This window comes from Micromonospora profundi (genome assembly GCF_011927785.1).
GTDB lineage: Bacteria > Actinomycetota > Actinomycetes > Mycobacteriales > Micromonosporaceae > Micromonospora > Micromonospora profundi.
This window is the reverse complement of record NZ_JAATJK010000001.1, coordinates 6,119,370-6,145,339: the sequence shown is the minus strand read 5'-3', so window position 1 is coordinate 6,145,339 and position 25,970 is coordinate 6,119,370. Positions and strand designations below refer to the sequence as shown.

The 25,970-nt window shown below is 69.7% G+C and carries 19 protein-coding genes, 2 tRNA genes and 1 pseudogene; 9 read left to right on the top strand and 13 right to left on the bottom strand.

Annotated elements, in window-relative coordinates:
• The first annotated feature begins 57 nt into the window (after positions 1–57).
• From F4558_RS27490 to F4558_RS27480, 3 genes are all read left to right on the top strand, one after another.
• The gene (locus tag F4558_RS27490; protein WP_167946580.1) at positions 58–468 is read left to right on the top strand and encodes a RidA family protein; all 411 of its coding nucleotides are present in this window, start codon (positions 58–60) and stop codon (positions 466–468) included.
• Between the two features lie 106 nt (positions 469–574).
• The gene (locus F4558_RS27485) at positions 575–1,492 is read left to right on the top strand and encodes a LysR family transcriptional regulator (RefSeq protein ID WP_167946578.1); all 918 of its coding nucleotides are present in this window, start codon (positions 575–577) and stop codon (positions 1,490–1,492) included.
• Positions 1,489–2,409, top strand: a complete 921-nt coding sequence (locus tag F4558_RS27480) for a serine hydrolase (RefSeq protein WP_306273201.1) — start codon at positions 1,489–1,491, stop codon at positions 2,407–2,409. Before F4558_RS27485 ends, F4558_RS27480 begins: the two co-directional genes overlap by 4 nt.
• A gap of 36 nt (positions 2,410–2,445) precedes the next feature.
• Here F4558_RS27480 and bla read toward each other — a convergent pair whose 3' ends face one another.
• The 5 genes from bla to F4558_RS27455 form a co-directional block, all read right to left on the bottom strand.
• Positions 2,446–3,354, bottom strand: a complete 909-nt coding sequence (gene bla, locus F4558_RS27475) for a class A beta-lactamase (RefSeq protein WP_053652298.1) — start codon at positions 3,352–3,354, stop codon at positions 2,446–2,448.
• Between the two features lie 172 nt (positions 3,355–3,526).
• Positions 3,527–4,705: a GDSL-type esterase/lipase family protein gene (locus F4558_RS27470; protein ID WP_209273419.1), complete on the bottom strand. Its 1,179-nt coding sequence runs from the start codon at positions 4,703–4,705 to the stop codon at positions 3,527–3,529.
• 150 nt (positions 4,706–4,855) lie between these two features.
• Positions 4,856–5,143, bottom strand: coding sequence for a hypothetical protein (locus F4558_RS27465; RefSeq protein ID WP_167946574.1), 288 nt, complete (start codon positions 5,141–5,143; stop codon positions 4,856–4,858).
• Between the two features lie 138 nt (positions 5,144–5,281).
• The gene (locus tag F4558_RS27460; protein ID WP_167946572.1) at positions 5,282–5,857 is read right to left on the bottom strand and encodes an MBL fold metallo-hydrolase; all 576 of its coding nucleotides are present in this window, start codon (positions 5,855–5,857) and stop codon (positions 5,282–5,284) included.
• Between the two features lie 238 nt (positions 5,858–6,095).
• The gene (locus tag F4558_RS27455) at positions 6,096–8,885 is read right to left on the bottom strand and encodes an AAA family ATPase (protein WP_167946570.1); all 2,790 of its coding nucleotides are present in this window, start codon (positions 8,883–8,885) and stop codon (positions 6,096–6,098) included.
• A gap of 363 nt (positions 8,886–9,248) precedes the next feature.
• Here F4558_RS27455 and F4558_RS31820 point away from each other — a divergent pair.
• Together F4558_RS31820 and F4558_RS27445 are read left to right on the top strand one after the other, a co-directional pair.
• A pseudogene (locus tag F4558_RS31820) lies at positions 9,249–10,007 on the top strand (AfsR/SARP family transcriptional regulator); the annotation flags it as partial.
• A 215-nt stretch (positions 10,008–10,222) separates the two neighbouring features.
• Positions 10,223–10,579: an acyl-CoA thioesterase gene (locus tag F4558_RS27445; RefSeq protein WP_312877452.1), complete on the top strand. Its 357-nt coding sequence runs from the start codon at positions 10,223–10,225 to the stop codon at positions 10,577–10,579.
• Positions 10,580–10,854: 275 nt separating this feature from the next.
• Here the strand turns inward: F4558_RS27445 and F4558_RS27440 are convergent, their stop codons facing one another.
• The 5 genes from F4558_RS27440 to F4558_RS27420 form a co-directional block, all read right to left on the bottom strand.
• Positions 10,855–11,511, bottom strand: a complete 657-nt coding sequence (locus F4558_RS27440; RefSeq protein WP_167946564.1) for a trimeric intracellular cation channel family protein — start codon at positions 11,509–11,511, stop codon at positions 10,855–10,857.
• A 64-nt stretch (positions 11,512–11,575) separates the two neighbouring features.
• On the bottom strand, positions 11,576–12,286 hold the full coding sequence (locus F4558_RS27435) for an alpha/beta fold hydrolase (RefSeq protein WP_167946562.1): 711 nt from the start codon (positions 12,284–12,286) through the stop codon (positions 11,576–11,578).
• A 631-nt stretch (positions 12,287–12,917) separates the two neighbouring features.
• Positions 12,918–15,674: an ATP-binding protein gene (locus F4558_RS27430; protein ID WP_209273418.1), complete on the bottom strand. Its 2,757-nt coding sequence runs from the start codon at positions 15,672–15,674 to the stop codon at positions 12,918–12,920.
• Positions 15,675–16,113: 439 nt separating this feature from the next.
• Positions 16,114–16,186: transfer RNA gene (locus tag F4558_RS27425), tRNA-Arg, on the bottom strand.
• A gap of 35 nt (positions 16,187–16,221) precedes the next feature.
• Positions 16,222–16,312 (bottom strand) — tRNA-Ser (locus tag F4558_RS27420).
• A 795-nt stretch (positions 16,313–17,107) separates the two neighbouring features.
• Here F4558_RS27420 and F4558_RS31815 point away from each other — a divergent pair.
• Positions 17,108–18,352: a hypothetical protein gene (locus tag F4558_RS31815; protein ID WP_245241371.1), complete on the top strand. Its 1,245-nt coding sequence runs from the start codon at positions 17,108–17,110 to the stop codon at positions 18,350–18,352.
• Here the strand turns inward: F4558_RS31815 and F4558_RS27410 are convergent.
• A complete protein-coding gene (locus F4558_RS27410) occupies positions 18,313–19,083 on the bottom strand; it encodes a CPBP family intramembrane glutamic endopeptidase (RefSeq protein ID WP_167946558.1) in 771 nt (256 codons plus the stop codon). The two genes, F4558_RS31815 and F4558_RS27410, sit on opposite strands and share 40 nt — an antisense overlap.
• Positions 19,084–19,228: 145 nt before the next feature.
• On the opposite strand from F4558_RS27410, the gene F4558_RS27405 reads away from it, so the two are divergent.
• Positions 19,229–20,344 (top strand): globin domain-containing protein, encoded by a 1,116-nt coding sequence (locus F4558_RS27405; RefSeq protein ID WP_053651469.1) that lies wholly within the window; start codon positions 19,229–19,231, stop codon positions 20,342–20,344.
• 106 nt (positions 20,345–20,450) lie between these two features.
• Here the strand turns inward: F4558_RS27405 and F4558_RS27400 are convergent, their stop codons facing one another.
• Positions 20,451–21,980, bottom strand: coding sequence for a peptide deformylase (locus F4558_RS27400; RefSeq protein WP_167946556.1), 1,530 nt, complete (start codon positions 21,978–21,980; stop codon positions 20,451–20,453).
• A 323-nt stretch (positions 21,981–22,303) separates the two neighbouring features.
• Here F4558_RS27400 and F4558_RS27395 point away from each other — a divergent pair, with 323 nt between their 5' ends.
• On the top strand, positions 22,304–23,086 hold the full coding sequence (locus F4558_RS27395; protein WP_053651473.1) for an IucA/IucC family C-terminal-domain containing protein: 783 nt from the start codon (positions 22,304–22,306) through the stop codon (positions 23,084–23,086).
• Between the two features lie 30 nt (positions 23,087–23,116).
• Here the strand turns inward: F4558_RS27395 and F4558_RS27390 are convergent, their stop codons facing one another.
• Positions 23,117–24,967 (bottom strand): DUF6311 domain-containing protein, encoded by a 1,851-nt coding sequence (locus F4558_RS27390; RefSeq protein WP_245241370.1) that lies wholly within the window; start codon positions 24,965–24,967, stop codon positions 23,117–23,119.
• Positions 24,968–25,179: 212 nt separating this feature from the next.
• Here F4558_RS27390 and F4558_RS27385 point away from each other — a divergent pair, with 212 nt between their 5' ends.
• Positions 25,180–25,890, top strand: coding sequence for a class I SAM-dependent methyltransferase (locus F4558_RS27385; protein ID WP_053651475.1), 711 nt, complete (start codon positions 25,180–25,182; stop codon positions 25,888–25,890).
• Positions 25,891–25,970: the final 80 nt, after the last annotated feature.

Below are 25,970 nucleotides of genomic sequence, written 5' to 3'. Positions count from 1 at the left end.
TCCTTCGTCAACTAGGTATCAATAGTAAACCTAGCTGGTTCCACCAGAGGAGACACGATGCCTGTCACCCGCTTCAGCCCCGACGGTCTTCAGCCGCACACGCCCTACGCTCACGTGGCGGTGGCTACCGGGTCGCGTCACATTCACGTGAGCGGTCAGATCGCACGCCTGGGCGACGGCACAGCCGTTGCTCCCGGCGACCTGGCCGGGCAGGTGGCGCAGGCGCTGCGCAACACCGGCCGGGCCCTCGCCGGAGCCGACGCCTCATTCGAGGACGTGGTCCGGTTGACCTTCTACGTGACCGACTGGGCACCCGAGAAGATCGGGCCGTTCATGGCCGGGATCGAGTCGGTCGTCGAGGAACTCGGCCTGCCCTGGCCCCTTCCGCCGGCGTCGCTGATCGGCGTGGACTACCTCTTCGAGCCCGACGTGCTCGTCGAACTGGAGGCGACCGCGATCGCGCAGTAAACGCTGCCTGCTCTCAGACGGGGCGGATGATCCGAGACGCTCCGCGAGAAGACGTCGCCCGTCGGCTGCCGTTCAGGGCGGCACGCGGCCGCGATACGTTCGGTGGGTGGATGTCGTCGCCGCCTGCCGGGCCTTCGTGGCGGTCAGCGGCCACGGCAGCTTCACCTCCGGGGCCGCCGCGGCGGGTATTCCCCAGTCGGTCGCCAGTCGCCGCATCGCCGCACTGGAGGAGCATTTCGGGGCGCGGTTGTTCGACAGGTCGTCCCGCGCGGTGCGGCTGACGTCGTTCGGGCAGGACATGCTGCCGTCGGCCCGGCGCCTGGTCGACCTCGCCGATGCCATGGGCGACGACGCCGAGCGTGCGCGATTGCGTCCGCTGCGGGTCGCCGTACCCGAGATCTGCCCGCCGCGCCGCCTCGCCGATCTGGTGGTCGCGGCGCGGCGGCAGCGGATCCACCTGGAGGTACGGCCGGCCGGGCCGTCGGAGCGCGCCCGGCTCTGTCAGACCCTGGAGGCCGGTGCCGGGATCGTGGCGGTTCCCGAGGCGGGGGCGTCCTGGCAGGTGCAGCTCGGGCTGGCCGCCCGGACCCCTTTCCCGGCGCCGACGGTGTTCCTGGAGACGTTGCGCAGCGGCCGGGCCCGCACGCAGGCACGCAGGCGGGTCCTGATCCAACCCGAGGACGACGTCGCTCACCTGCGGGACCCGTTGACCCGTGCCGGCCAGTCGGCCGGCCTGGTGCCGGCCCAGGTGACGGTCGCCCCGTCCCTCGTGGACGCCGCGGCAGCGGCCCTCGGCTCCCCCGACCTGCTGCTCTGCTCCCGTCAACAGGCCGAGGACTTCGGATTGCACTGGTGCCCCCTCGTCGGCCCACGGCTCCTACGCGGCTACGACGTCGCCGCCGGCGTACGCGAGGACCTCGATCAGCTCAGCACGGTCCTGTACGCGGACATCGCCCGATGCCTCGGCGCGCCCGATGTGCACCCGGAGCCGGCCAGGGCCGGCACGACAGGAGATTCCGCGTGAGCGCCGTCGCAGTCGTCCGCAACGCCCAGGACCTGCTCGACGAGGCGGGGTTGCGCGGCGCGTTCCTGGTCCGCAACCTCGACACCGGCGAGGAGATCGGCTTCGACGCGGACACCCCGTACCCGGCGGCGTCGCTGGCGAAGGTGCCGCTGGCGGTCGCCGTGCTCGAACGGATCGCGCGCGGGGAACTCGACCCGGCGACACCTGTCGACGTCCCGCCCGGTCGGATCACCACACCGGGCCCGACCGGGTTGAGCCGCTTCCGCCATCCCGCGCGGATCGCCGTGGACGACCTGCTCTACCTGAGCACCTCCATCAGCGACGGCGTCGCCGCCGATGCCCTGTTCGACCTCGTCCCGCCGGCTGAGGTCGCCGCCGAGCTGCGGCGACTGCGCATCGAGGGCATCGCCGTACGACACCGGGTCGGCGACCTCGCCGACACGCCTGCGGAGCGTTTCGGCCCCGACGACGTACACCTGGCCCATTCCCTCGCCATCGGCGCCGGGACCCCCGGACAGGGTCACCCGGTCGCCCAACTCGACGTCACCCGCGCCAACACCGGCTCGGCCCGGGCCTACGTCGACCTGCTGCACGCCCTCTGGCGCCCGTCGACGATCCAGGAAGCCACCGCCGATCGGGTACGTGCCCTGTTGGGCGACAACCTGCACCGGCAGCGGCTTGCCCCGGACTTCACCTCCGACGCGTCCCGCTGGTCGTCAAAGACCGGCACCCTGCTGCACCTGCGCCACGAGATAGGGGTGGTGGACCACGCCGACGGTCAGTCGTACGCTGTCGCCGCGCTCACCGCCTCCCGGGTGCCCGCCGCCGCCCAGCCAGCCAGCGAGGCGACGATGGCGCAGGTCGCCCGGACACTGCACGACCACCTCCGCACGGGCACCCTGCCCTGGTGGAGTTAGTCAGCTGGCGACCCGGACGCCCGCACCGGCAGACCGTCACAACGCGGCGATCACGACCTCAGTTGCCCTCGCGATGAGCGCGTTGTCGTAGTCGGCGTCCTTCTCGTCACGGCTGGACAACACAGCGAGGACGATCGGCGCCCGATCCGGCGGCCAGATCACCGCGATGTCGTTGCGGGTGCCGTAGCCGCCGGACCCGGTCTTGTCCCCGACGACCCAGCCGTCGGGAACACCGGCGCGGATCAGCTCGTCGCCCGTGGTGTTGCCCCGCAGCCAGCCGTTGAGGATGTCGCGGTCCGCCGACTCGAGGGCATCGCCGACCGCGTACGCCCGCAGGGACCCGGCAAGGGCCCGCGCGGTGCTGGTGTCCCGCCGGTCACCCGGCTTGGCCTCGTTGAGCGCGGTCTCGTAGCGCTCCGGATCGGTGACCTTGTCTCCGATCTCGCGCAGTTCCTTCTCGAACTTCTGTGGTCCGCCGAGCTGGCGCAACAGCAGGTTGCCGGCGGTGTTGTCGCTGTAGCGCACGGCCGCGTCGGCGATCGCGCGCAGCGTCATGCCGTCAGCGACGTGCTGCTCCGTGATCGGCGAGTAGGTCACCAGGTCGTCCGCCGAGTACCGCACCACCCTGTCCAGCTCGGCGTCGGTGGTCTCGTCGAGGACCTCGGCGGCGGCCAACGCCTTGAACGTCGAGGCGTACGCGAACCGCTCGTCGGCCCGGTACTGCACGGTCCGGCCAGTGCCGGTGTCGATCGCGTAGACCCCGAGCCGCGCGTCGAATCTCTCCTCCAGCCGCCGGAACTCGTGGTCCCGGTCAGCGGCGGCGGTGGACGGGCTCGCCGTTGCCGCAGGGGTCCGCGTCGGCTGCCCGGCAGCATCGGCGGGACCGCAGGCGGCAAGTGACACCACTGCCAGCGCGCCCACCAGACGGCGTGTCGCAAGCGCCATGATCACTCCTTGTCGGTGTCGTGAGGTCCGGCGCGGCGGCGCCGGTCGGACAGGACTCGACCCTGACAGGGATCCGGCATGCGGTCGAAGACGGAACTGGCGGTGTTCATGCTCATTCGGCATCGCCAGCGTCTCACGGTTGGATCCCCTCCTCACCGGTTCACCCGGTCCGTCAGGAGCTGGGGCCCGCGAAGGGACCGTCGACGCTGAACACCCGCTTCGCGAAGCGTTCGCCGATGCGTCGGTGGGTGGCGGTGTCTGGATGGAGTTGATCGGGCAACGGCAGCTCGGCGAAGTCGGCCGGGCCGTACAGGTCGAGGCCGTCGAGGAGGTGCAGGTTCGGGTCGTCGGCAGCCCGCTGGGCGGTGATCCGCGCCAGTTCGTCGCGGATGACACCGAGCGTGAGCTTGCCGCTCGCCCGTTCCGCCGGGTCGCCGGTGGCTCGGAAGCGCAGCTGTCCGGTACTGAGTGCGGTGAGGTCGAACGCGCCCGGTCCGGGGGTGTCCTCGTGGATGGGGCAGTAGATCGGGGAGACGACAAGCAACGGCGTGGTGGGATGGCCCTCCCGGATGGTGTCGAGGAAGCCGTGCACGGCCGGGGTGAAGGCGCGCAGCCGCATCAGGTCGGCGTTCACCAGGTTGATGCCGATCTTCACGCTGATGAGGTCCGCTCGGGTGTCCCGCATGGTGCGGGCGGTGAACGGGTCGAGCAGCGCGCTGCCGCCGAAGCCGAGGTTGAGCAGGTCGACGCCACCGAGGGACGCCACGACAGCGGGCCAGGTGGCGGTGGGGCTGGTGGCGTTGGAGCCCTGACTGATGGAGCTGCCATGGTGCAGCCAGACCCGGCGCCCCCGGTCGGGTACGGGTTCGACGGGGGCGTCGGTGCGCAGGGCGACGAGTTCGGTGGTCTCGTAGTGCGGCAGCCAGATCTCGACGTCCTTCACCCCGTCGGGCAGGCCGGTGAACCGGACGGTGCCGGGCGGACCGGACTGGCGCTCCACGGTCCCGTTGGCCGGGTCGATGGTCACCAGGTCCCCGCCGGTGACGCTGGCCTGGTCGGTCAGCCGACCGTCGACGAGCAGGTCGTAAACACCGTCAGGGCGGCCCGGCAGGCCGATGTAGGCGTGCCGGGTGGGCAGCGTGTCCAGCTCGACGGCAGTGGCACGGGTACGGAAGGCCAGGTGCACGCCGGCGGGTTGAGCCTCCACCATGGCGAGCTGCCCGTCGGAGTACTGGGCACGTGCCCAGGCGGGCAACCTGTGCGGAAGCAGCCCACGGGCGGTGCGCTGCACGTCGAGCGCGCCGTGCAGGAGGTCCGTGCTGATCGGGGTGGTGATCCAGGTGGACATCATGCTCCCAATCCATCATCTGACGTCGTCGCATGGCGGTGACCCGGCGGCAGGGTGACGGCGAGCACAGACACGCCCCGGGTAGATCCAGCGTCTCCCGTGGCGCAGGGAACCGCGGCGCTTCGCTGAGACTCGACGGCCGCCGCCACTGGCCTAGTCCCGCATCTTCGCGAAACTACAGCGTTCGATGACCATCGCCATTGTGGTGTCCTCGCCCGCGCCGGCGAGCGTGGCGATCAGGAGATCGATGTCCCGCTCGGTCAACGGCACTGGCCCAGCGACGGCCGCGAACACGATCGCCTGCGCGACCTCGACCTCGTGACCTCCTGCGAGCCGGGCTCTGAGCGCTTCGACGAAGTCCTGCGGTAGCCGATCGGTGAGGGTGACGAGGAGTCGGAAGAGCCCTCGTCCTGCTGCCTGTTGCTGTGCGCTCTGGTGCACCTCATGCTCCCTCCGATTCCGGTGACGAGCTGTGCCACTGGTGTCCACAGCTGAGACCCCACCGGCGATGAGCGCGTCCCGCACCGAAGTCAGGGCGTAGGACGTGCACGACATGACGGCCCGTCGCATGGCGTCGACCTAGAAAGGTGTCTTGGTGTCCGGCGTGAACGGCAGGCCGTGGCCCGGCACGATCAGCGTCGGATTCATGGCCAGCACCCGCTCCCGGGAGGCCCGCAACACGTCGCGGTCAACGGCGAACGGGTCGTCCAGCGGGCCGAATTCCGACCACCAGAGGTGCGTGCACGCGACCAGCCCATCATCGGTCTCGATGAGCGTGGTGACGTCCTGGGCGGTGTGCCCGGGCGTCCGCACCAGGCGTACCGCGTCGGAGAGCCTGCTGAAGTCCGAGTCGTCAGCGAACTGGCGAGGTAACCACAGGTCGTTCTGGTAGGTCGCCTGGAAGTCGTGGAAGCGGGCGTTCTGAAACAGCGCCGCGTTGAGTGTGTGGTCCGGGTGGTGGTGACTGAACACGACGTCCGTCACCTCGTCGGCGTCGACTCCCGCCGCGGCGAGCGGGTCGAGGATCATCGAGCGATCGGCCACCATTCCGGGATCGATCACGGCGATGAAGTCGCGGTCGCGGATCAGCGTGACGGTCCCGGCGACCCTCTCGCCCGCGTAGCCGACGGACAGAACCTTCAGTTCGGCGCTCACAGCGGCCCTCTTCCCCTAGCGGTTGGAGGGCTCACTCTCCCCCGCTCCGGGCAGCCACCGAATCAGTCATTCTTCTCCGGACGACTCTGCCGCGTAGCCCGGATTGCCCCCTTTCGTCGATGTCTGGGCGGCCGCAGCGGCCGACCGGCGGCCCTCCGTGGTCGAAGAAGCCGAAGCAGGGAGTCGGGTCATCCAACTGATCCCGTGCCCGAACGACCGGCAACACGAGGGCGGCGCCTCACCCGTCGGAGCCGTGCCGGTCCGTGGATTCCTGCCCGGCAAGAGCGTCACGCAGTCCGGCCCGCGTCGTGATGCCGAGCTTCGGGTAGATCCGATGAAGGTGGGCGCTCACCGTCCGGTGCGAAATGTAGAGGCGCTCCGCGATCTGTTTATTGGTCAGCCCGCCGGCCGCCAGATCGGCTATCTCGAGTTCCTGAGCGGTCAGGGCGACCGGCGGCCGGTGGGCAGGACCGCGCCGATATCCGGTGGCTCGCAGTTCGTGGACGGTACGAGCGAGCCACGGCTCGGCACCCATCGCCGCGAAGCCGATCCGCGCGTTGAGTAGGTGGGCTCGGGCTGCTGAAGGTGCCCTGCGTCGACGGAGACTTTCGGCGAAGGCGAGGCGGATGCGCGACGCATCGAACAGCCAGCGTTCCGCACTGGGCTCCGCCAACGCCTCCTCCAGCCGCGCCACGGCTGCATCGTCACCGAGGACCAAGGCGTCGACCCCGCACTGGATGAGCGCCATCCGTGGCGAGATCGCCGCCACATCAGCCGCTCGCATGGCGTCGGCGTGTGCGCGCGCCTCGGCGGTCCGGCCAGTGCGTAGCGCCGCTTCCACCAGGTCGAACATCACGGACGTCGCCACCTGAACGTACGGCGCCAGCACGCCGGCCGGGCTGATCGCGCTGGCGTACCGGTAAGCCGATTCGTAATCGCCCTGGGCAGCGGCGGCCAGAACGCGCGGGTGGTATGCGATGGTCATCGCGATACCGACACCACGCGGCTGTGCCCACCGGGTCATCTCGTCCGCCAGCTCGAAAGCCTCGCCCACGTCCCCCCGACCGGCGGCCAGGAGGGCTCGGCAGTACAGGAAGCTGAAGATCAGGAACTGCGACACTCTCGTGGAGCAGAGCTGCTGTCCCTCCTCGGCCAGCCTCCTGCCCTCCTCCCACCGGCCCGTAGCGTAGTCGTCCAGGCACAGATACATCAGTGCACCGACCTGCAGCCGAGGCGCACCGCCCTCGCGGCCGTACTGAAGCACCCGCCACGACGAATCCCGGATGTCCCCGAGCCGGTCGAGGTAGAACGCAGCAAAACCGATCCGCATGACCCGACCGAAATCCTTCTCGCCGGTCAAGGTGGCGAGCAGGGCATCGAGCGCGGGCCGTGCGGCGGCGCCGGTGCGTACCGGATCGGGGATGATCGCGCTCCCCACCGCAAGAACATCCGACGGGTCTGTCAGCCGGCTCAACGCGCGCTGGTACACCGTCCAGCTCTCGGGGTCGCTCGCATACCAGCAGAGCTGCAGCAATGTCTGCATGGCTGCTTCCACCGCCGGATCGTCGCCTCGCCAGCCGTGATCGCCGATCTCGACAGCCCCGCCGAGCAGCCGGATCGCTGCGTGCAGGTCACCGTCGCCGTCCAGCATCAACAACGCCGCCGCAGTAGCCGCACGCAGCGAATCAGCGGAGTCCGGACTGACCGCACGGGCATCGGCAAGCAGCATGTCGAGGTCGTTCCCGGCGCCGCCCGCCTCGGCCCCGAGGTAGGCGGCCTCGACCATCCGCCGGGCCCGGTTCTCCCTGGTGGCGCTCATCTCGGCCGCCCGTGCCATGGCGGCGACAGCCCCCAGTACGTCCCCGCGTTGCAGGATTACCGGTGCCGACTGCTCGAGCAGTGCCGCCACTGTCTCGTCCGGCCCGTCGGTGGCTGCGGCCAGGTGCCAGACGTACCGTTCCTGATCGCCGGCGAGCGCGTCGGCGATGGCGAGGTGGGCCAGCCGCCGCTCCTCGTGGGTCGCCGATGCGACGACTGCCGACTTGATCAACGGATGACGGAACGTGACGCGGGCTGCCGCGTCGTCCACGGTTAGGAGTTGCGCGCGCTCCGCTGGGGCGAGATGGGCGAGATCGGTGATGGCGCGGAGGACGCGAAGATCTCCGTGGCCCTCGAACGTCGCGATCAGCAGTAGGCAGCGGGTGTCATGCGGCAGTTCGGCGATCCGCCTGGAGTACAGCTGCTCAAGCCTTTCGGTCAGCGGCACCACAACTGTCGGTTCCCAGTCATGCGCTGCCGAGCCCATCAGCGTCCCCGCCAACTCGACCAGCGCGAGCGGATTGCCCTGCGCCAGATCGAGCAGGCTCTGTCGGATATGCGGAGGCAGCCCCGGGAAGCGGGCGTCCACCAGTTGCCCGGACGCCTCCCGGGTGAGCGGCAGTGTCTCCAATTCGGCCAAGCCGCGCCAATCGAGATGGCTGGCGGTGCCGGTGCGGGATGACACCACCACGCCGATCGGGGAAAGCTCGACCCGTCTCGCGATGAAGCCCAACGCGACGGCGCTCGGACGGTCGGCCCACTGGACGTCGTCCACCAGCAGGACGATCGGCGCCTGCTTGGCGGCAGCCGCCAGCAACGACAGAGCGGCATTACAGACCAGCAGGGCGGCCGGTGCCGGACCGGGGCCGAGGCCCAGCGCAACCGTCAGCGCGTCACGGAGGCCGGGGGGAAGGCGCTCGATCTCGGCGCGCAGCGGCAACAACAGCTGGTGGAGGATCGAGTAGCTGATGGCCGCCTCGAACTCCGAGCCGGACGCCCGCAACACCCGCATGCCTTTGTCAGCCGCAACATCGCCAGTGGCGGCGAGGATCGCGGACTTGCCGATGCCGGCGTCGCCCCGGAGCATCCAGATGTCACCGCGGGAGCGAATCGATTCGAGGAAGCGCTCGATCTGCGCCAGCTCGGCGCTCCGCCCGAACAAGCCTCCCACGACAATGCCCCGATCGACACAGCTCTCGCTGCTCAGCAATGAGGTACGACACTATTGCACGATCAGCGGTTGACGGCTGTCAACTCTTCCGGGCTCAGGCCCGGCGGCACGGGCGCATCAGGTTTCTTGTCTTCAGTCAAACGACCACACCTTGAACACGCAGGAAATGTCGCACTGGCAGGTTGCCACAACGCCCATGAGGGCATAGGTCGGGCATTCGAGCCGCCACGCACGGCATCGCGTCCACGCTCCCTTGAGATCCATGAACGCTTGACTGATTCACCGGAGCGCCCCGAGCCCGAAGGTGGTAACCGACGGCACCACCTCGGGAGCCTCGGAGGGAGTACACCACATGATGGCTGCAATCCCGCACAGTCCGCATTCGCGGCGGAAGAACCAGCCATGACCGATCTCGGTGACAGGGGCCGGCCTCTGCTGTTCGAACTCCTGGGCCCGCTTCGGGTACGGCGCGACGGCCAGGATCTCGATCTTGGACCCCGCCAGCAGCGCCTGATTCTGGCGCTCCTGCTGACTCGGGCCGGGCAACCGGTGAGCACTCAGGAAGTGATCACGATGCTGTGGGGGAGCCAGCCCCCGGCAAGTGCCAAAAACATAGTCCACCGCTGTATCGGGAACCTGCGCCATCTTTTCGAACCGGATATCGCACCCCGGGCCCAGGGGCGCTGGATCACCTCCGACGCAACCGGCTACCGCGTCGTGGCCGACGAGAGCAACCTGGATCTGCTGGCTTTCCGGAAGCTTGCCGGGGAGGCCCGCGCGGCAGCCGACACCGGCAATCCGGATGCGGCGCTGACGGCGTACACGAAAGCCCTGGAAATGTGGCGGGGGCCGTGCGCCGGCGCTTCGGACCTGCTGGTCGACCAACTGGCGCCGTTCAACGCCATCGACCACGAATGCGCCGCTGCCGCCGTCGAGGCAGCCGACCTGTCGCTTCGTCTCGACAGCGGTCGCTCCGTGCTCAACATACTGAGACGGGTGGCGACCCATCAATTCTTCAATGAAGCGCTCCAGGCGAGGTTCATCCTGGTGTTGTCGGCCGCCGGTCAACAGGCCGAGGCGATCGCCCGCTACCACTCGCTACGCCGGAAACTGCTCGACGAACTGGGCGTGGAACCCGGCGCCGAGGTTCAAGCGGCCTATCGCGAGATTCTCGAGTGGTCCAGCGTACGGAGAGAGGACAAGACCTGCGCGCTCGCAACGGAGAAGAAGAGATCAGAACGATGTACGGTGATCCCGGGCAGCCGGAGTTCGTTTTCCCGCTACGACGGTGCGACACACACGGCGTCCATCACCGTCGGCAGTGACGACTCGGCGCCAACGGGAGTGTCCGGAGCCCGCGGTACCTCGACTATTCGATCCGGGCCCGGTGTGCCGCTCTGGCCGACGCCGGCCTGTCGATCAAGGAGCTGGCGGCGGCGGGCCTCGGACCGGTGGATCTGGAGGTGTCGATCAAGTACCTCGATGAGTTGGTCCTCGGGGACGAGGTCGACGTCGTAACCCGCTTCGAGTACCTGGCCCCGAAAATCGTCCGGCTCGTCCAGTCGATGATCCGGCGCTCTGATGGAGCCATAGTCTCTGTGGTCACCAGCGTGACCAGCCTGATGGACACCACGGGGCGGTGGTTGGTGGACGACGCCGCCGTCTGGGCAGAGTTCCCGCGCGACCGTGCCGTCGTCGATCTGACCGAGCGTCCGAAGAACAACCAGGCGTGAGGCCGCCGTCGTTCGGGGGCGGCCTTGGTGCCCGGCTGAGGCGCCTGACGCACGCTTGGACGCGGACGTCAGTGCAGGCGCGGGGGCCTGGGTGGACTTCCTCTCTCCGGGAGAGGCCCTCGATCCGCAGACGCTGAGCGAGTGTGCGGCGGCGCCAACTACGACCGCCTCCTCGGGGTCAAGCAGAAGTTCGATCCGCACACGATGGTTCCGAATGAGCCACACCATGCGGCCGTCGCGGTACGAGTTCAGTCCCACACGGCATCGTCGAGGGCTCAGGGACCGGTCGTACGCCTGGATTTCAGTGCGCGCTGCTCGGGGAAGGTCCAGCCGAAGCGGACTGCGGGCAGACGAATGGCCGTGGTCACGAGCAGGCAGATGAGACCCGCGATCGGGATGGGCGTGCCGAATCCGGTGAGCACGATCAGTGTGCCGGCGCCAGCCCCCGCAGCGACGGCATAGAGGCTGCCGACCTGTAGGAAGGAGACCGGCAGGTTCAGGATGACGTCGCGCAGTATGCCCCCTCCGATGGCTCCGATGACCCCGACGACGAGCGCCCCGGCCGCGCCGACGCCGAGCGACAACGCTTTCGAGGCGGCGATCGCGCCGAACAGCCCCATGACGACCGCGTCGAGCGTGGCGAGCAGCCATCCGGCTCGTGCGAACACCGGCTGCAGCAGCATGCCGAGGACGGCCGACCCGCCGGCCACCAGCAGATACCAGTTCATCCAAATCACGACCGGCGGCTGATTGAGCACGATGTCACGCAGCAGGCTGCCGCCGAGTGAGACGGCCAGTCCGATCACGATGACACCGAGCACGTCGATGCGGCGGTGCCTTTCTCCGGCCGCGAACAGGGCGCCCTGAAGGCCACCGAGTCCGGCGGCGAAGAGCTCGATCCACAGGGCCACATCAAACGGCATGACGAGCATGCGATCACGCTCCGGCGGGCTCGAGGCCGGCTCGCACGACGGTGCGAGCCGGCCGTGAGTAACGTCAGTGAGAGCTGCCGGCGGCGTTGCGCGCGGCAGTCACGATCACGTCGGAGATGACATCGGCCTGGGTGATGAACAGGTCGTGGCTGGCCGAGACATTGGTGATCGTCGCACCGGCACGCTCGGCCATGTGCTGCAGCATGGCCTGGTCGAACGCCTTGTCCTCGGTCGCGATGACGGCCCAGCTCGGCTTGTCACGCCAAGCCGCGTTCTTCACCGGCGTCCCGAAGACCGACATGTTGATCGGAACCTGCGAGTCGCGCAGGAAGGCCGCGTCGGCGTCGCTGGCGTCCGCCGCGAAACCGGCCTTGAACTTGTCGTGGTTGAGGAAGCCGAATCCGTCCTCGCCGACGTCGATGACGAAGTCGGGCGTCGGGGCGAATCCCTCGTACTGCTGGGCGGTGGTCTCGCCCTCGTCGGGGGCCAGCGCCGACACGTAGACCAGACCGGCGACCTTCGGGTGGACTCCGACCTCGGTGATGACCGTGCCACCCCAGGAGTGGGCCACCAGAATCGTCGGACCGTCCTGCAGGTCGAGCACCCTCGTGGTCGCCGCGACGTCGTCCTCGAACGAGGTGAGCGGGTTCTGCACGATCATCACCCGGTAACCCCGGGCCGTCAGGTTGTCGTACACGCCGCGCCAGCCCGAACCGTCAGCGAACGCGCCGTGCACCAGCACGACATTCTTGATTTCTTGACCGGTGATGCTCATTAGGTCATTCCTTCCGTTGCCGCACCGGCGTTCCCCGGAGCGGGTCAATGTGGGTAGGCGACCATCACTTCTGACATGTGATCGCATGTCAGACGGGGCACAAGGCTCGCGCTCCGCCTTGTGAACGATGGTCGGGTGATCCTGCGTGGGTCAGTGCGTCAGACTGGAAATGCCGGTTGGTGGCTCGCCTGGTGGCGGTCATCAATTTCGGTGTGCCGGCCAACTCCAGGTTCGTCCCGGAGGGCGCTGCGAGAATCAGTCATTTTGCTGGCCGGTTCGACAAGACGCGTGGCATCGGGAGCGGATCGGCGAGGCCGCCGCAGCCCGGATCGGCTCACCCCGCCATGTCTACGAACCCGGTACTAACGGCCACCTGCCCGGTGCGACGGGCAGCACGTAAGTCATTCGACAGATACGGCGGGGCGACAGCGGGTCGGTCAACGCCCGGACGTCGACGTCCGATATCGGTGGTGGGGAGCCGGCCGGGTCCGTCGGCGACACCCGCGGCAACCGGCCGTCCCCGCGCGTTCTCCCGCAGCCCTGCGTCTGCGGGGATGACGGGACCGCTGCGCCGACGATGCGGCGCCTTCGGCAAGGAGGCACCCGGGGGGTGAACCTCGTGAAGATCAGGTCACGGACTGTAGCGACGGATGGTCGACAGCGCGTCGCGAAGGCCGGCGCGGGAGGAGATTCCGAGTTTCGGGTAGATCCGGTAGAGGTGGGCGCCGACTGTGCGATGGGACAGGAACATTCGCTCGGCTATCTGTTTGTTGCTCAGGCCGCTCGCGGCGAGGTGAGCGATCTCGAGCTCCTGGGTGGTCAACGTGAGCGGTCCCGGCTCGTCGACTATGGCCGGGCGGTATCCGGTGGCCCGCAACTCCTGCGCGGCGCGTGTCAACCACGGCTCGGCGCCGATGGCGGCGAAACCGGTGTGCGCTTCGAGCAGATGTTCGCGGGCGCGGGCGAAGGCTTTACCCCGGCGCAGCTTCTCGGCGAAGGCCAGCCGGATGCGAGAAACCTCGAAGCGCCACCGTTGCGTGGCGGGGGCGCTGAGCACCTCCTCAAGGCGCCGGCTCGCTTCCTCATCGTCGAGAACGAGGGCGTCGACGCCGTGCTGGATCAGCGCCATTCGAGGGGAGATCGCAGCCAGGTCCGCCCTGCGTACGGCGTCGGCGTGGGCCCGCGCCTCGGTCGTCCGGCCAGTACGCAGAGCGGCTTCGACGAGATCGATGATGGCCCACATGGCGATCGGCGTGTACGGTGCCAGCACTCCGGCCGGGCTGATAGCGGTGGCGTGCAGGTATGCGGACTGGAAGTCGCCCTCAGCCGCGGCGGCGAGCGTACGCGGGTAGTGCGCAACGGCCACGGCGCCGGCGACTCCTCGTGGGAGTGCCCAGCGGGTTATCTCGTCGGCCAGCGCGTAGGCCTCGTCGGTCAGGCCACGGCCCGCCGCGACGTTCGCCCGGTTGAACAGGAAATACCAGGTGAGGAAAGGCAAACCAGCTTCACGGCAGGCTTTCTGGCCCTCTTTCGCCAGTTCCTCGACCTCGTCCCACCGGCCGGTGAAGTAGCCGTCGACGCACAGATGCTGGAGCGCTCCGAGTTGACGACGCGGTGCGCCGCCGTCACGGCCCTGCTGGACCAGCCGCCACGACGACTCCCGGACCTCGGCGAGCCGGTCGACGTACACTGAGGCGGTTCCGATGCGCATGACCCTGGTGAGGTCGCGCTCGTCGGCCAGGGTGCCGAGCAGGGCGTCCAGGTCGGGTATCGCGGCCGCCCCGGTGCGTACCGGGTCCGGGAAGGTTCTGCTCATCACCGAGAGAATGTCCGACGGGCCAGGAATGAGACGGGCCAAGGCGCGGTGGAAAACCGCCCAGTGCCCGGGTGTTCCCGCATACCAGCAAAGCAGAAGCAGGGTGTGCATCGCCTCGTCCAGCGCCGGGTCGTCGGCTCGCCAGCCGTGCTGTCCGGTCTCGATGGCCCCGGCGAGCAGCCGGTGGGCGGTGTGCACGTCACCGTCGCCGTTGATCATCAGCAAGGCGGCCGCGCTGGCCGCGCTGAGTGCCCCGGACGGACCCAGATCGGCGGTCTGCGCGTCGGCCAGCAGCGTACCGAGCTCAGCGCCCGCTCCTCCTGCCTCCGCGCCCAGGTAGGCCGCCTCCGCGAGCCGTCGCGCCCGGTTCTCCCCGAACGCACTCAACTCAGCAGCGCGGACCAGGTTCGACACCGCGCCGAGCACGTCGCCGCGCTGCATGACACGCCGAGCCGCCTCGTCAAGCATGGCGGCGATCGTCTCGTCGGGGTCGGCCGCCGCCGCCGCCAGGTGCCAGGCGCGGCGTTCCCAGTTACTGGGGAGCGCCGCAGCGATGTCGAGATGGGCTTCCCGCCGCTCGGTGTGTGTAGACGCGGCGACGATCGCCGATTGGATCAGTGGGTGGCGGAAGATTATCCGGCCGGCGACGTCGTCGACCCGAACGAGCCGGGCGCGTTCGGCCGGGGCCAGATCGGTGAGGCTGGCCATCCCGCGCAGTACTCGGATCTCCCCGCTGCCCTCGAAGGTCGCCAGCAGCAACAGTCGTCGGGTGGCCTCGGGCAGTCCGCCGACCCGCGCGGCGAACACGGTCCGCAGCCGGTTGTTGAGCGGGACCACATCGGAGCCGGGCGCGCCCGGCTCCGACAGGGGATCGGGCAGATCGGCCTCTGCCAACGTGGCCGGCAGCTCGACAAGAGCGAGTGGGTTGCCTTCCGCCAGGTCCAGTAGCCGCTGCCGAACTTGGGACGACATGTCCGGATAGCGCACGGTGACGAATTGTGTGGCGGCCTCCCGGCTGAGCGGCTGTACGACCACCTCGGTGAGGCCGCGGCGGTCAAGGAAGCTCTCGGTGCTGGTGCGCGAGGACGCCACGACTCCGATCGGTGTGCCCTGGACGCGTCGCGCGATGAAACCGAGCACGACCGCGCTCGGCCGGTCGATCCACTGCACGTCGTCGACGAGCAGCAGGACGGGTGTCTTCCGCGCAATTGTCGACAGCAGTGACAGCGCCGCGTTGCACACCAGCAACACAGGCGGTGGCGGGCCTGGACCGAAACCTAGCGCGACATTCAGCGCGTCACGCAGGCCGGGCGGCTGCTGCGGAATCTCCGAGTGGACGGGCAGCAGCAACTGGTTGAGGATCGAGTAACTGATGTCGGCTTCGAACTCCGACCCCGAGGCGCGGAGGACGCGCATCCCGTAGTCGGTCGCGAGTTTCGCGGCGGCACCGAGGAGCGCTGACTTCCCGACACCCGGTTCGCCACGGACAATCCGTACGTCACCGCCGGCGCGTACCGACTCGAGGAAGCGGGTAATGCTCGCCAGCTCTACCTCGCGCCCGAACAGCTCCATGGCGGTGACCTCCGTCATTCAGCACGGCCGCCTGGCGGCGACTCAGTCCGCAAGGGCACCAGCGGCGAAGCTCGGCTGGCGCCCCGGCCTCTTTGCGAGGCGGCCTTCGCTGGACCGGACGGGGAACCAACAGGTAGTCACGTTGCCGCATGCAGTATATCGGACATCGACAGGTCCGATGCTTCTGCCAACGGGCGCGATGCCGAATCGCAGATCCGCCCCTCCGCCCATGATCAACGACACCGTGCCCGTCGAACCTGTAGCCGGGGTGACGAACCGTCCAGGCGTCACCGGCGGTGCGATCCGGTTGGTCGCGCTCGCACCGTCACGACCGTGTGCGGGGGGCGCCGTCGACTAATCCACAGGTGCGCTGCACTTTGTTGCTGTACCGCACCGAAAAGGGACCGTCTCGGTTTCCCGAAACGGCCCCTATCTGCTGTGCGCCCGAAGGGACTCGAACCCCTAACCTTCTGATCCGTAGTCAGATGCTCTATCCATTGAGCTACGGGCGCTCGTGCTCAGCCAGTGTACACACCTGACTTTCGCGCGGAGACTCCGGGATTCGAACCCGGGAGGGGCTTTAAGACCCCAACCGCATTAGCAGTGCGGCGCCATAGACCAGACTAGGCGAAGTCTCCCAGGTGGCCCGCAGACCACCGCGCCCGAGGATACAGGTCCCCACCCACCGGGAGCAAAACGACTTCCAGGGTACGTCTGCCACGGCTCCTGGAGCCCGTGTTCCGAGCTGTGCGGCAGCGTGATCGGGACTACGCTGCATCGATATGCAGGAGCAGCCGCCCAGCGAGCCGACCCGTCGAGAGCCTGCTGACCGAGCGCGGCGGCGCCCTCCGCGGGCGACCTTCACTCCGCCGACGGCCGCTGAGCAGGCCGTGGAGAAGGCACCGTCGGAGCCTGCGGTGGCCGGGGATACGTCGGACGAGCAGCGCCCGAGGCGCACCAGACCCGCCCCGACGGTTCTGTTCCAGCCACCGGAGCCGGAGCGCCCCCTGCCCCGGCAGCCGAGGCGGCCGCCGGCTCTTACGCCCGACAGCACGATCACCCGCGCGCAACCCTCGGCACCGGACGCCGATCAAGCAGGGCCGGCGGAACGGGCGGAGTCAGGCCCCAACCAGGTGCCGGAAAGCCCGCCAGCGGACGTCAACGGCCCGAGCCGGCCGAACGCCCCTGTGGCGACGGACGCCCCTGCGGCGGACGCGAATGAAGCGGGTACCGCCGATGCGAAGGGTTCGACGGCGCGCACGCCGGACAGGTCAGCGCCCGAGAGAAGCGCAGAGGCAGCCGCCGGTCCGGCGACGCGGGTACCGAAGGCGCGCGCCACCCCAACGCGGAAGACTCCCGCCGGCAAGAAGCCGCGAGCGTCGGCCGGCGACCCAAGCGCGACGACCGCGCCGCCGGTTCCGCCGACCTCAGCCGTGCCGGCAGCCGCCCCGATCGAACCAACGACGGACCCGAGCGAGCAGGCCACTCAGAGCGAGCAAGCCGCCCAGGCCAGGCGGGCCGAACAAGACACCTCGACCAAACGAACCGCGCCGGCCAAGCGAGCCGCACCGGGCAAGGCAGCCACACCCACTAAGGCGACCACGCCGGCCAAGGCAGCCACACCCGCCAAGGCAGCCACACCGACCAAGCGGGCGGCGAGCCCTCGCAAGAGTGCCGCGTCGAAGAAAGCCACGACAGCAGCACCCGAGACTGCGACCGAGCAGCCCCAGCCCGACGTCGCGGCGCCCCTCGCCCTCACCGGCAGCGCCGCCACGAGCAGCGCCGCCACGAGCAGCGAGCCGGCAGCGCAGCAGACCTCACACGAGCCAGCCGCACACGAGCGCGCGCACACGCCAGCCGCGCAGCAGACCCCACACGAGCCAGCCGCACACGAGCCGACCGCACAGCAGACCGCTCAAGCACCAGTCGCGGACGCGCCAGCCGCACAGCAGGTCGTGCACACGCCAGCCGCACAGCAGATCACGCACGAGCGGGCACCAGCTCTGGGGCGTACCCCGGAATGGGATCTTCGGGCGGTTACCGCCCGCGTGCTTGACCACCCGGGTTTCGCGCCGGAGTTGTTGGCCCTGGCGGCGGTGCCCGCGCTCGGGCCGAGCGCCGCCGAGTGGGCCGAACGGCTCCGGGGTCGGTATCCGGACGCTCCGGCAGACGGCCTGGCCCGGCTGGCCACCCGGCGGTACGTCGGTGCGGCCGCAGCGGGTGGGGCGACGGCCGCGCTCGCGGGGCTCTTCGCGCCGGTGGCGGAGTTGGCGTCGGTGCTCTGGACCCAGTCGAACCTGGTGCTGCACCTGGCGGCGGCGTACGGGCAGGATCCGGCGCATCCCGACCGGGCCGTGGACCTGCTGGCGCTGACCCAGGTGCACCCGGATCCGGAGAGCGCGCGTGCCGCGTTGGCCGCCGCGCAGACGGCGGGCGATCCGACGGAGGAGCCGTGGCCGAGGGCGGCGGAGGCCGCGTGGCGGCTGGCCGCGCCGCTCACGGCGCAGGCCGGCGGGTGGCTGGCGTTGCGGTTGGCGTCCCGGCTGCTGCCGGGTGCGGCGGTGCTCGCCGCGGCGTTGGGCGACTCGGCGGCGACCGAACGGCTCGCGGCGCGGGCGGTGGCCCTCTACCGGCCGTGTCAGAGCCAGTCGAACCACTCGCGGGGCAGCAGCGCGTAGCCGACGAACGCGAACACGTCGAGCAGCGTGTGCGCGATGACCAGCGGCATCACCCGCCGGGTCCGCAGGTAGAAGAGGCTGAACACGACGCCCATCACGGCGTTGCCGACGAACGCGCCGAAGCCCTGGTAGAGGTGGTACGAGCCGCGTAGCAGCGCACTGGCCGCGATGATCGTGACCAGCCGCCAGTGCAGCTGGCGCAGCCGGGTGACGAGGTAGCCGACCACGATCACCTCCTCCAGCACGGCGTTCTGGATGGCGGCGAGGATCAGCACCGGCACGGTCCACCAGAGATCCGGCAGCGCGGCCGGCACCAGCGTCGCGTTGATGCCGAGCTGGGCCGCCACCCAGAACAGGGCCAGCCCCGGCAGGCCGATCAGCGCGGCGAGGCCGGCGCCTCGGGCCAGGTCCTGACCAGGCCGTCGGGCGTCCAGGCCGAGGGTCCGCGCCGGGTCGCCGGGGTCGCGGCTGAGCAGGTGTACGGCGAGCAGCACGGGCAGCAGCGCGAAGGCGATGCCGAGCAGTTGGTACGTCAGGTCCAGCCAGGGGCGGGCCGACGCGGAGGTGTTCAGCGAGGCGGTCTGCTTGGAGAGCGGCCCCTCGGCGGTCAGCTTCGCGATGATCGACACCACCGCGTAGACCGCGGACTGGCCGAGGGAGAGGCCGAGGACCAGCAGCGTCTCGGTCCCCAACACTCGGCGGGACACCGGGCGGGTCAGCTCAACGGTCACCGCACCACTCTGCCCGACGGGTGGCACCGCAGGTACGGCCGATCGGGCGGCGTGAGCCGATCGCACATTCTGTGCGACCGGTGTGCACGCTCCGTGGAGATTCTATGGATGCCCGATCCGCTGACGTCTGGAGAAGGAGCACCCGGTGGAGAATGTCGCGCGGTTGCTGAAGGAGAGCTGGACCCTGGTCGAGGAGGACCGGGAGCGGCTGAGCGGCCATTTCTACGCCCGGCTGTTCCTGCTGGACCCGGCCCTGCGGCAGCTCTTCCCGGTGCAGATGACCGGTCAGGGTGACCGCCTGCTGGAGGCGATCATCACGGCGATCCACACGGTGGACGACCCGGAGAGCTTCGACGAGTTCCTGCGGGCGCTGGGCCGGGACCACCGTAAGTACCACGTCGACGACAAGCACTACGCGACGATGGGCGTCGCGCTGCTGGACGCCCTGCGCAGCACGGCGGGCGACGGCTGGAACCTTGAGTACGACCAGGCGTGGCGGGACGCGTACGCGGCGATCGCGGCGAAGATGGTGGCCGGTGCGGCCGACGACGGCAACCCGCCGTTCTGGCACGCTGAGGTGCTGACCCACGAGCGGTACGGCCCGGACACCGCAGTGCTGACCTGCCGGGCGTTGCAGCATCCGCTGTCGTGGCGGGCGGGCCAGTACGTCAGCCTGGAGTTGCCGCGCTTCCACCCGAGGGTGTGGCGGAACTACTCGGTGGCGAACGCCCCAAACGACGACAACGTGCTGGAGTTCCACGTTCGCAGCCCCGGCGCGGGATGGGTGTCCGGTGCGCTCGTCCGCCGGGTGCGGCCGGGGCACCTGCTGCGGCTGGCCGCGCCGATGGGTTCGATGACGCTGGACCGCACGTCCGAGCGGGACATCCTCTGCGTTGCCGGCGGGGTGGGGCTGGCGCCGATCAAGGCTCTGGTGGAGGAGTTGGCCACCTACAACCGGACGCGGTGGGTGCACGTCTTCTACGGCGCACGGCAGGCGGCTGACCTGTACGGGTTGGCCGGCTTGCAGGAGTTGGTGGCCGTACACCCGTGGTTGTCGGTCACGGCGGCGTGCAGCGACGACAGGGATTTCGACGGCGAGGTGGGTGACATCCCGGACGTGGTGGCCCGGTACGGGCCGTGGACGACGCACGACTGCTACGTCTCCGGTTCGGCGCAGATGGTCCGGTCCGCGCTGCGGGTGCTGGCAGCGGACGGGGTGCCGCCGCCGAACATTCGCTACGACACCTTCGGCGACCTTTAGAACGTTCCTCCCCCCATAGCCGGGGCGCGTGCCCCTGCCCCCTGGGGCACGCGCCCCGGCCCCCGTCGTCGCACCGCACCGCTGAGCACCGCCCGGGACGCCCTGCTCAGTACCGCCAGGGACGCCCGGTTTCCCGGTATTCCTCGACCGGCACCAGCGGCACGCCGGGCGCCATCCGGTCGACGTAGAGCCGACCTTCCAAGTGGTCGATCTCGTGGGCGACGAGCCGGGCCATGCCGAACTCGAACGACGTGATGACCCGGCTGCCGTCCCACTGGGCGTGTTCCACGTCGAGGCGTAGCGGCCGGGGCACCAGACCGCGGTGGTCGAAGAAGGAGAGGCACCCCTCGTACTGCTCGTCGGTTTCCGGGTCGGCGTCGACAACCCGGGGGTTGAGCAGGATGACCGGCTCCGCCGACCGGTCGGGGGGCCGGACTGCCGCCGCGGCCCGGCCGATGCCCAGTTGCGGGGCGGCGATACCGACGCCCTTGCTGAACGGATGCAGTTCGTCGAGGCGGGCAAGCGCCATGGTGAGCCGGTCGACGATGTCCCGGGCGGCCTGTTCCTCGCCGGGCAGGTCGAACTGCCGGACGCGCTGGCGCAGCAGGTCGTCGCCGCGTTGCACGATGCCGATCCCCCGCATCCGGTCGCTGGGCCGGACCCGGGCGCCGTTGGGCCCGACGTCCGGGTCGGTGTCCGGGCGGGCGCGGAAGCGCCACTGCATGCGGTAGCGGGCGTTCAGCGGGGGGTCGTCGGTCTGCCAGTCGAAGAGCGCCCGGTCGCCCGCGTCGCGACGCTGCGGCGCCGTCCTCAGGGGGCCCTCCTCCGCCGAGAGCGAGGTCTCCACGCCCCAGACCTGTGGGTCGAGCGCCGCCGGCAGGTCCAGCCGTACGGCGAGATGACGGGTGGGCAGCCGGACGGCCCGCTGGAACCAGGGCCCCCACTTCTCCTGGCCGACGCTGTACGCGTACTCGATTGTGGCCCGGTCGCCGGGGTAGAGCGGGAAGCGCCGCTCACCGTTCTCGAACAGCAGCCAGATCTCCTTGAAGGCGTCCCGGTCGTGCTTCGCCCGCCAGTGCATCGGCTCGGGGTCACCGACGTTGTCGTCCCGGCGAGCCTGGAGTTGCAGTTCGGCGAAGGTGAGGGGGTGCTCGCGGTGATGCCGGTTGGAGCGGCCGGGGTCGTTCGGGTAACGGTCGACCGCCACGCGTGCCAGGTAGCGGGTGACCGGCTCGGTGCCGGCGTTGTACAGCTCGCGGCGAATGACGCACCGGTAGCCGTTGTCGGTGTGGGTGAGGGCTGCCAGCTCCCGTTCGACGATCAGGCCAGTGCCGGGTGGCAGCCACTGGCCGGGCGAGGGGGGTTCGCGGTGCGGGTGGCCGGTACGGGCGTGCCGGAGGTCGTCGTACTCCCGGAAGCGCTGCCAGATCGCGCCGCTGGCCTCCAGGACGGCTTCGGCCCGGCGGGCGAAGTCCTCGGTGGGGCGGTGCCGGCGCCCTTCGACGTGGCTCACGTAGGACGGGTCGAACCCCATGAGGACGGCGAGTTGCTTCTTGGAGAGCCCGCGTCCGGTCCGTTGCCGGGCGAGTTCGGCCGCGAAGGAGTCGGCAGCCCGTTCGAGGGGGGATGTCGTCATCGGCGTCCTCGTGGCCGGGAGTATCATTCTCACGTTCTGTGGCGAAGCGCACACGCATCTGGCAACTTGGCGACACTCCGCTTGACAAGTACCCGTGGAGCTGCGGGCGTGAGGTCGGCGTTTTCGAGGAGCAGCGTCGGGTAGTACGGCGGAGCGCCGCTCGTGCTGGGAGCCGACGTGACCCGGGCCTCCCGCCTCCGACCGAGGTGAGGCTTCCCTTATAACCCCGGGTTGGTTAGGCTAGCCTTAGCTCAGGACGCAACTGCCGTCCGCCGAGGTCTTCCTCGGCCACGTGGACAGGGGATGACACGGTGACAGCGGTGATGCCGAGGCGGGACATGACCGCCACGCCGCTCGCCCCCGTCACCGCCACACTGCAGGCCATGTTCGGCACCGACGACCTCCCTGGGCTCGCCCGCGGCCTGCTTGTCGACGACGAATTCGTCTGGGCACCCGCCACCACGCTGATCGACGGCACCCGACTGCCGGAGTTGCTGCGCGGCGCAGGCGTCCGGTGGCGCGGCACCCCGCACGCCTGCGCCGCGCTGGCCTGGAAGTCCTACAGCTACTGGACGGCGCTGCCGGCCGTGCTCGGCTGGGCCTCGGCCCGACGGGTGCCGCTGCTCGACCCGTCCGACGTACTGATCCACTTCGAGGACCACCGGCCCCTGATCACCCTCGGCCTGCGTCGCAGCATCACTGTGGCGGTGCTGCCCAACGACCCACTGGCGGTGGCCGGCCTGCCGCAGGTACGCGTCGTCGCCGACGAGACGGCCTTGCTGGGCGAGCTGCGCGCCTCATTGCTCGACGCGCACCTGGCGCCGCTGATCACGGCGATCCAGTCCGAGGTTCGGGTGGGCACCCGGACCCTGCTCGGTTCGGTCGCCTCCGGCATCGCGCACGGCCTCCTTCGGGCCGCCGACGCCCTGCCCGGCCCGACGGTGCAGAACATCGACTCGGTGCTCGGGGCACTCGATCTGGCGGACCTGGTCGAGCTGGTGCCCGGCCCGGCCGGCGAGCCGACAGTGCAGCGGCGCACCTGCTGCCTCGCCTTCACGCTGCCCAGCCCGAAGGTCTGCCAGGGCTGCTGCGTCCGCCAGCCGTGAACGCGCTGGTACTCCAGGCCTGAACCCCGCTCAGTCGGTCAACGGCCGGACGTCCCACACCCACACGCCACCGGTGAAGACCGGCTGGATCCCGGTCAGCTCGGTCATCCCCCGACGCAGCGCGTCCTCGTGCTCCTGCGGGCCGAGGATTACCGCGCCGGCCCGCCAGTAGCGCAGGTCGTCGACCGCGTCCACACGACTCTGCGGGGTGATCGGCGGCACCGCACCGGTACGCCTGATGGTGGAGAAGAAGCTACTGGTGGGGCGGGGCGGCGCGCCGAACAGCGCGACCTTCGGCGGATCCGCGCTCGGGCGGGTGTCCGGGCCGAGGAAGTAGCCCCGGGCCAGCGGCATGTCCAGCCGGGTCACCGCCGACCAGCGCAGCGGCTCCGCATAGGTGGTGTCCGGCAGCGGCAGGGTCACCACACTGCGCCCGCCGGCCACGTAGGGGCGCCAGGCTCCGCTCGTCACGAATGTGGGGACCGGGTCGAGACGGACAACGGGCAGCGGGGTGGGCAGGATCGGCAGCAGGGCCATCGTCAGCACTGTGGCGGTGGCGAAGCGGATCTGCCGCCGGGCCGTCGGGTGTGCGGCAGCCATCTCGCGTACGCGCTCGGCGCCGTAGGCGAGCAGCACCCCGATGATCGGGGTTATGGCCAACGCCCAGCGGGTCGGCACCACCGAGTGCAGGATCGGCAGGTTCTCCAAGGCTGCCCACGGCCCGGGCACGCCGGTGCCCCGACCGGCGAAACGGACCTCCCGGCCGAGCGAGAGCACCGCGAAGAGCAGGGCGAGCCCGGCCAGCGCGAGCACCACCACCGAGCGCCGCAGCCACCAGACCAGTGCGACCACCAGCACCAGCAGGGACCAGCCGAAGAAGCTGTTCTCCTCGGTCGGGTTCTTGGCGAGGTTTCCGGCGGTGCGCGGGCTGCCGGCAAGCGACTCCCGGGCGTACGCGACGAACGAGGCGAGGTCGCTGGAGTAGCCGCGGATCAGGCTGGACAGCCCGGAGTACGCGCCCGGGCCGAAGAACTGCACGTACAGCGGGTACGCCAGCAGCACGGCGGCGACCCCGGCGGCAACGGCCAGGCCGGCGAGGAACGGCCGGGCGCGCGACCGCAGAGGTGGGCGAGCGATGGCGAGCGCGACGACGACAACGCCCAGGCCGATCGCGGTCATCAGGAGGATCTCCAGGTTGAGGAACGCCTGCCAGACGATCACCAGCGCGAGCAGCACCCCGTTGCGTAGCCATCGGCCGGGCTCGGCGAGCCGCAGCGTCCGCCAGATGATCAAGGGAACGACGTACTGCGACACGATGTTCGGGTGCGCGTTGGCGTGCGACACCATGGCCGGCGCGAACGCGCAGAAGCCCGCGCCCAGCCAGGACGGCCCGCGAGCGCCGATGAGGACGCGGGAGAGCAGGAAGTACCAGGAGACGGCGGTGGCGATCATCCCCAGCGTGAGAAAGAGCAGGAATGCCGCGCGCGGGCCGAACAGCAGTGTGACGGGCGTCATTGGCAGCGAAATGGATAATACGGACGTATTGGCCATGAGGTTGACGCCGTCAGGCACGTTCATCTGATCGGAATGAAATGGATACACGAAGCGTGTGACGACCCGCGTACCGTGCGCCAACATCCATTCGAACTGCGACTGGTCAGTGCGGTTGTCGCGTACCCCACTGCCCGGGTTCAACCAGAGGCGGCAAGTGACCCAAAAGGCGAGCGCCACGAAGCTCACCACGGCGGCCAGATCGACCCACTTCCCGTTGCGGCGCAACCCGTCCCCGCCGACTCCCTCCACAGGCAGCACAGTGACCGGCCCGTCACTGGGCGCAGTGGCCGGGCCGGCGCTCGGCGCGTCCGGTTCGGGAGTAGTCATCGCAATTCATAGGGTAGTCAGCGTATGGCTCTGCCGTGACATGTTTCGGGGTACTGCCGTACTATGTGCCGGGTTCGCCGACCGCCGATCACGTGCCCACCCCCCGACCGCAATTCGGCCACAATGCTGCCCCGATTCTTCTGCCATCCAAGCGGATGATTCACTCTGTCGGTTCAGGCACGGGTCGAGTTCATATCGTGAGGAATCGACGCATGGCAGAAATCACTGGGGACCAGCGCGTCCAGTCCGAGGTGCTGGAGGGTCTGGCGACGGCCGTCAACCACCGCCGCTGGTTCGTCGAACTGGCGGTGCCGTACCTCGGTGACAACCCGATCGAGATCGGCAGCGGTCTCGGCGACTACGCGCTGGAGTGGTCGCAGCTGCTACCCCGGTTCACCGCCACCGAGGCCGACCCCGACCGGTTGGTGCAGCTCAAGGAGCGGCTCGCCGCCCAGCCGGGCATCGACGTCCGGCAGATGCTGCTGCCGCACCACGAGCGGGGCGACTACAGCGCCGCCGTCTCGTACAACGTCCTTGAGCACATCGATGACCACGTGGGCGCGCTGCGCAGCATGCGCGACCTGGTCCGCCCCGGCGGTGCCGTGATCATCATCGTGCCGGCCTTCCAGTTCGCGATGAGCCCTGCCGACGTCGCCACCGGGCACGTCCGGCGGTACACGAAGAAGACCCTCGGAGCGGCGATGACCGACGCCGGCCTGACCATCGAGAAGATCCACTACGCCAACGCGCTCGGCTTGATCGGCTACTTCATGGCCACGAAGGTCTTCCGCCTGATGCCGAAGGAAGGCCCGATGGTCAAGGTGTACGACACCCTCGTGCTCCCCGCGACAAAGGCAGCCGAACAACTGGTCCGCCCCCCGTTCGGCCAGTCCGTCTTCGCCGTAGCCCGAGTCCCCGCCTAACCCCGCACCCCGGGGCCCCGCCCCGCCCCGCGATCTTGAACTTCGGTCGCCCCTGCGCGTCTTACACCAGGGATGCCGAG

What these genes read in the sequence shown, in the direction of transcription:
- F4558_RS27490 (WP_167946580.1), top strand. Translation starts at nt 58, where the DNA reads ATGCCTGTCACCCGCTTCAGCCCCGACGGTCTTCAGCCGCACACGCCC.
- F4558_RS27385 (WP_053651475.1), top strand. Translation starts at nt 25,180, where the DNA reads ATGGCAGAAATCACTGGGGACCAGCGCGTCCAGTCCGAGGTGCTGGAG.
- F4558_RS27470 (WP_209273419.1), bottom strand. Translation starts at nt 4,705, where the DNA reads ATGATGTCCACCTGGATCACCACCCCGATCAGCACGGACCTCCTGCAC.
- F4558_RS27395 (WP_053651473.1), top strand. Translation starts at nt 22,304, where the DNA reads ATGCCGAGGCGGGACATGACCGCCACGCCGCTCGCCCCCGTCACCGCC.
- bla (WP_053652298.1), bottom strand. Translation starts at nt 3,354, where the DNA reads ATGGCGCTTGCGACACGCCGTCTGGTGGGCGCGCTGGCAGTGGTGTCA.
- F4558_RS27435 (WP_167946562.1), bottom strand. Translation starts at nt 12,286, where the DNA reads ATGAGCATCACCGGTCAAGAAATCAAGAATGTCGTGCTGGTGCACGGC.
- F4558_RS27440 (WP_167946564.1), bottom strand. Translation starts at nt 11,511, where the DNA reads ATGCTCGTCATGCCGTTTGATGTGGCCCTGTGGATCGAGCTCTTCGCC.
- F4558_RS27390 (WP_245241370.1), bottom strand. Translation starts at nt 24,967, where the DNA reads ATGACTACTCCCGAACCGGACGCGCCGAGCGCCGGCCCGGCCACTGCG.
- F4558_RS27400 (WP_167946556.1), bottom strand. Translation starts at nt 21,980, where the DNA reads ATGACGACATCCCCCCTCGAACGGGCTGCCGACTCCTTCGCGGCCGAA.
- F4558_RS27430 (WP_209273418.1), bottom strand. Translation starts at nt 15,674, where the DNA reads ATGGAGCTGTTCGGGCGCGAGGTAGAGCTGGCGAGCATTACCCGCTTC.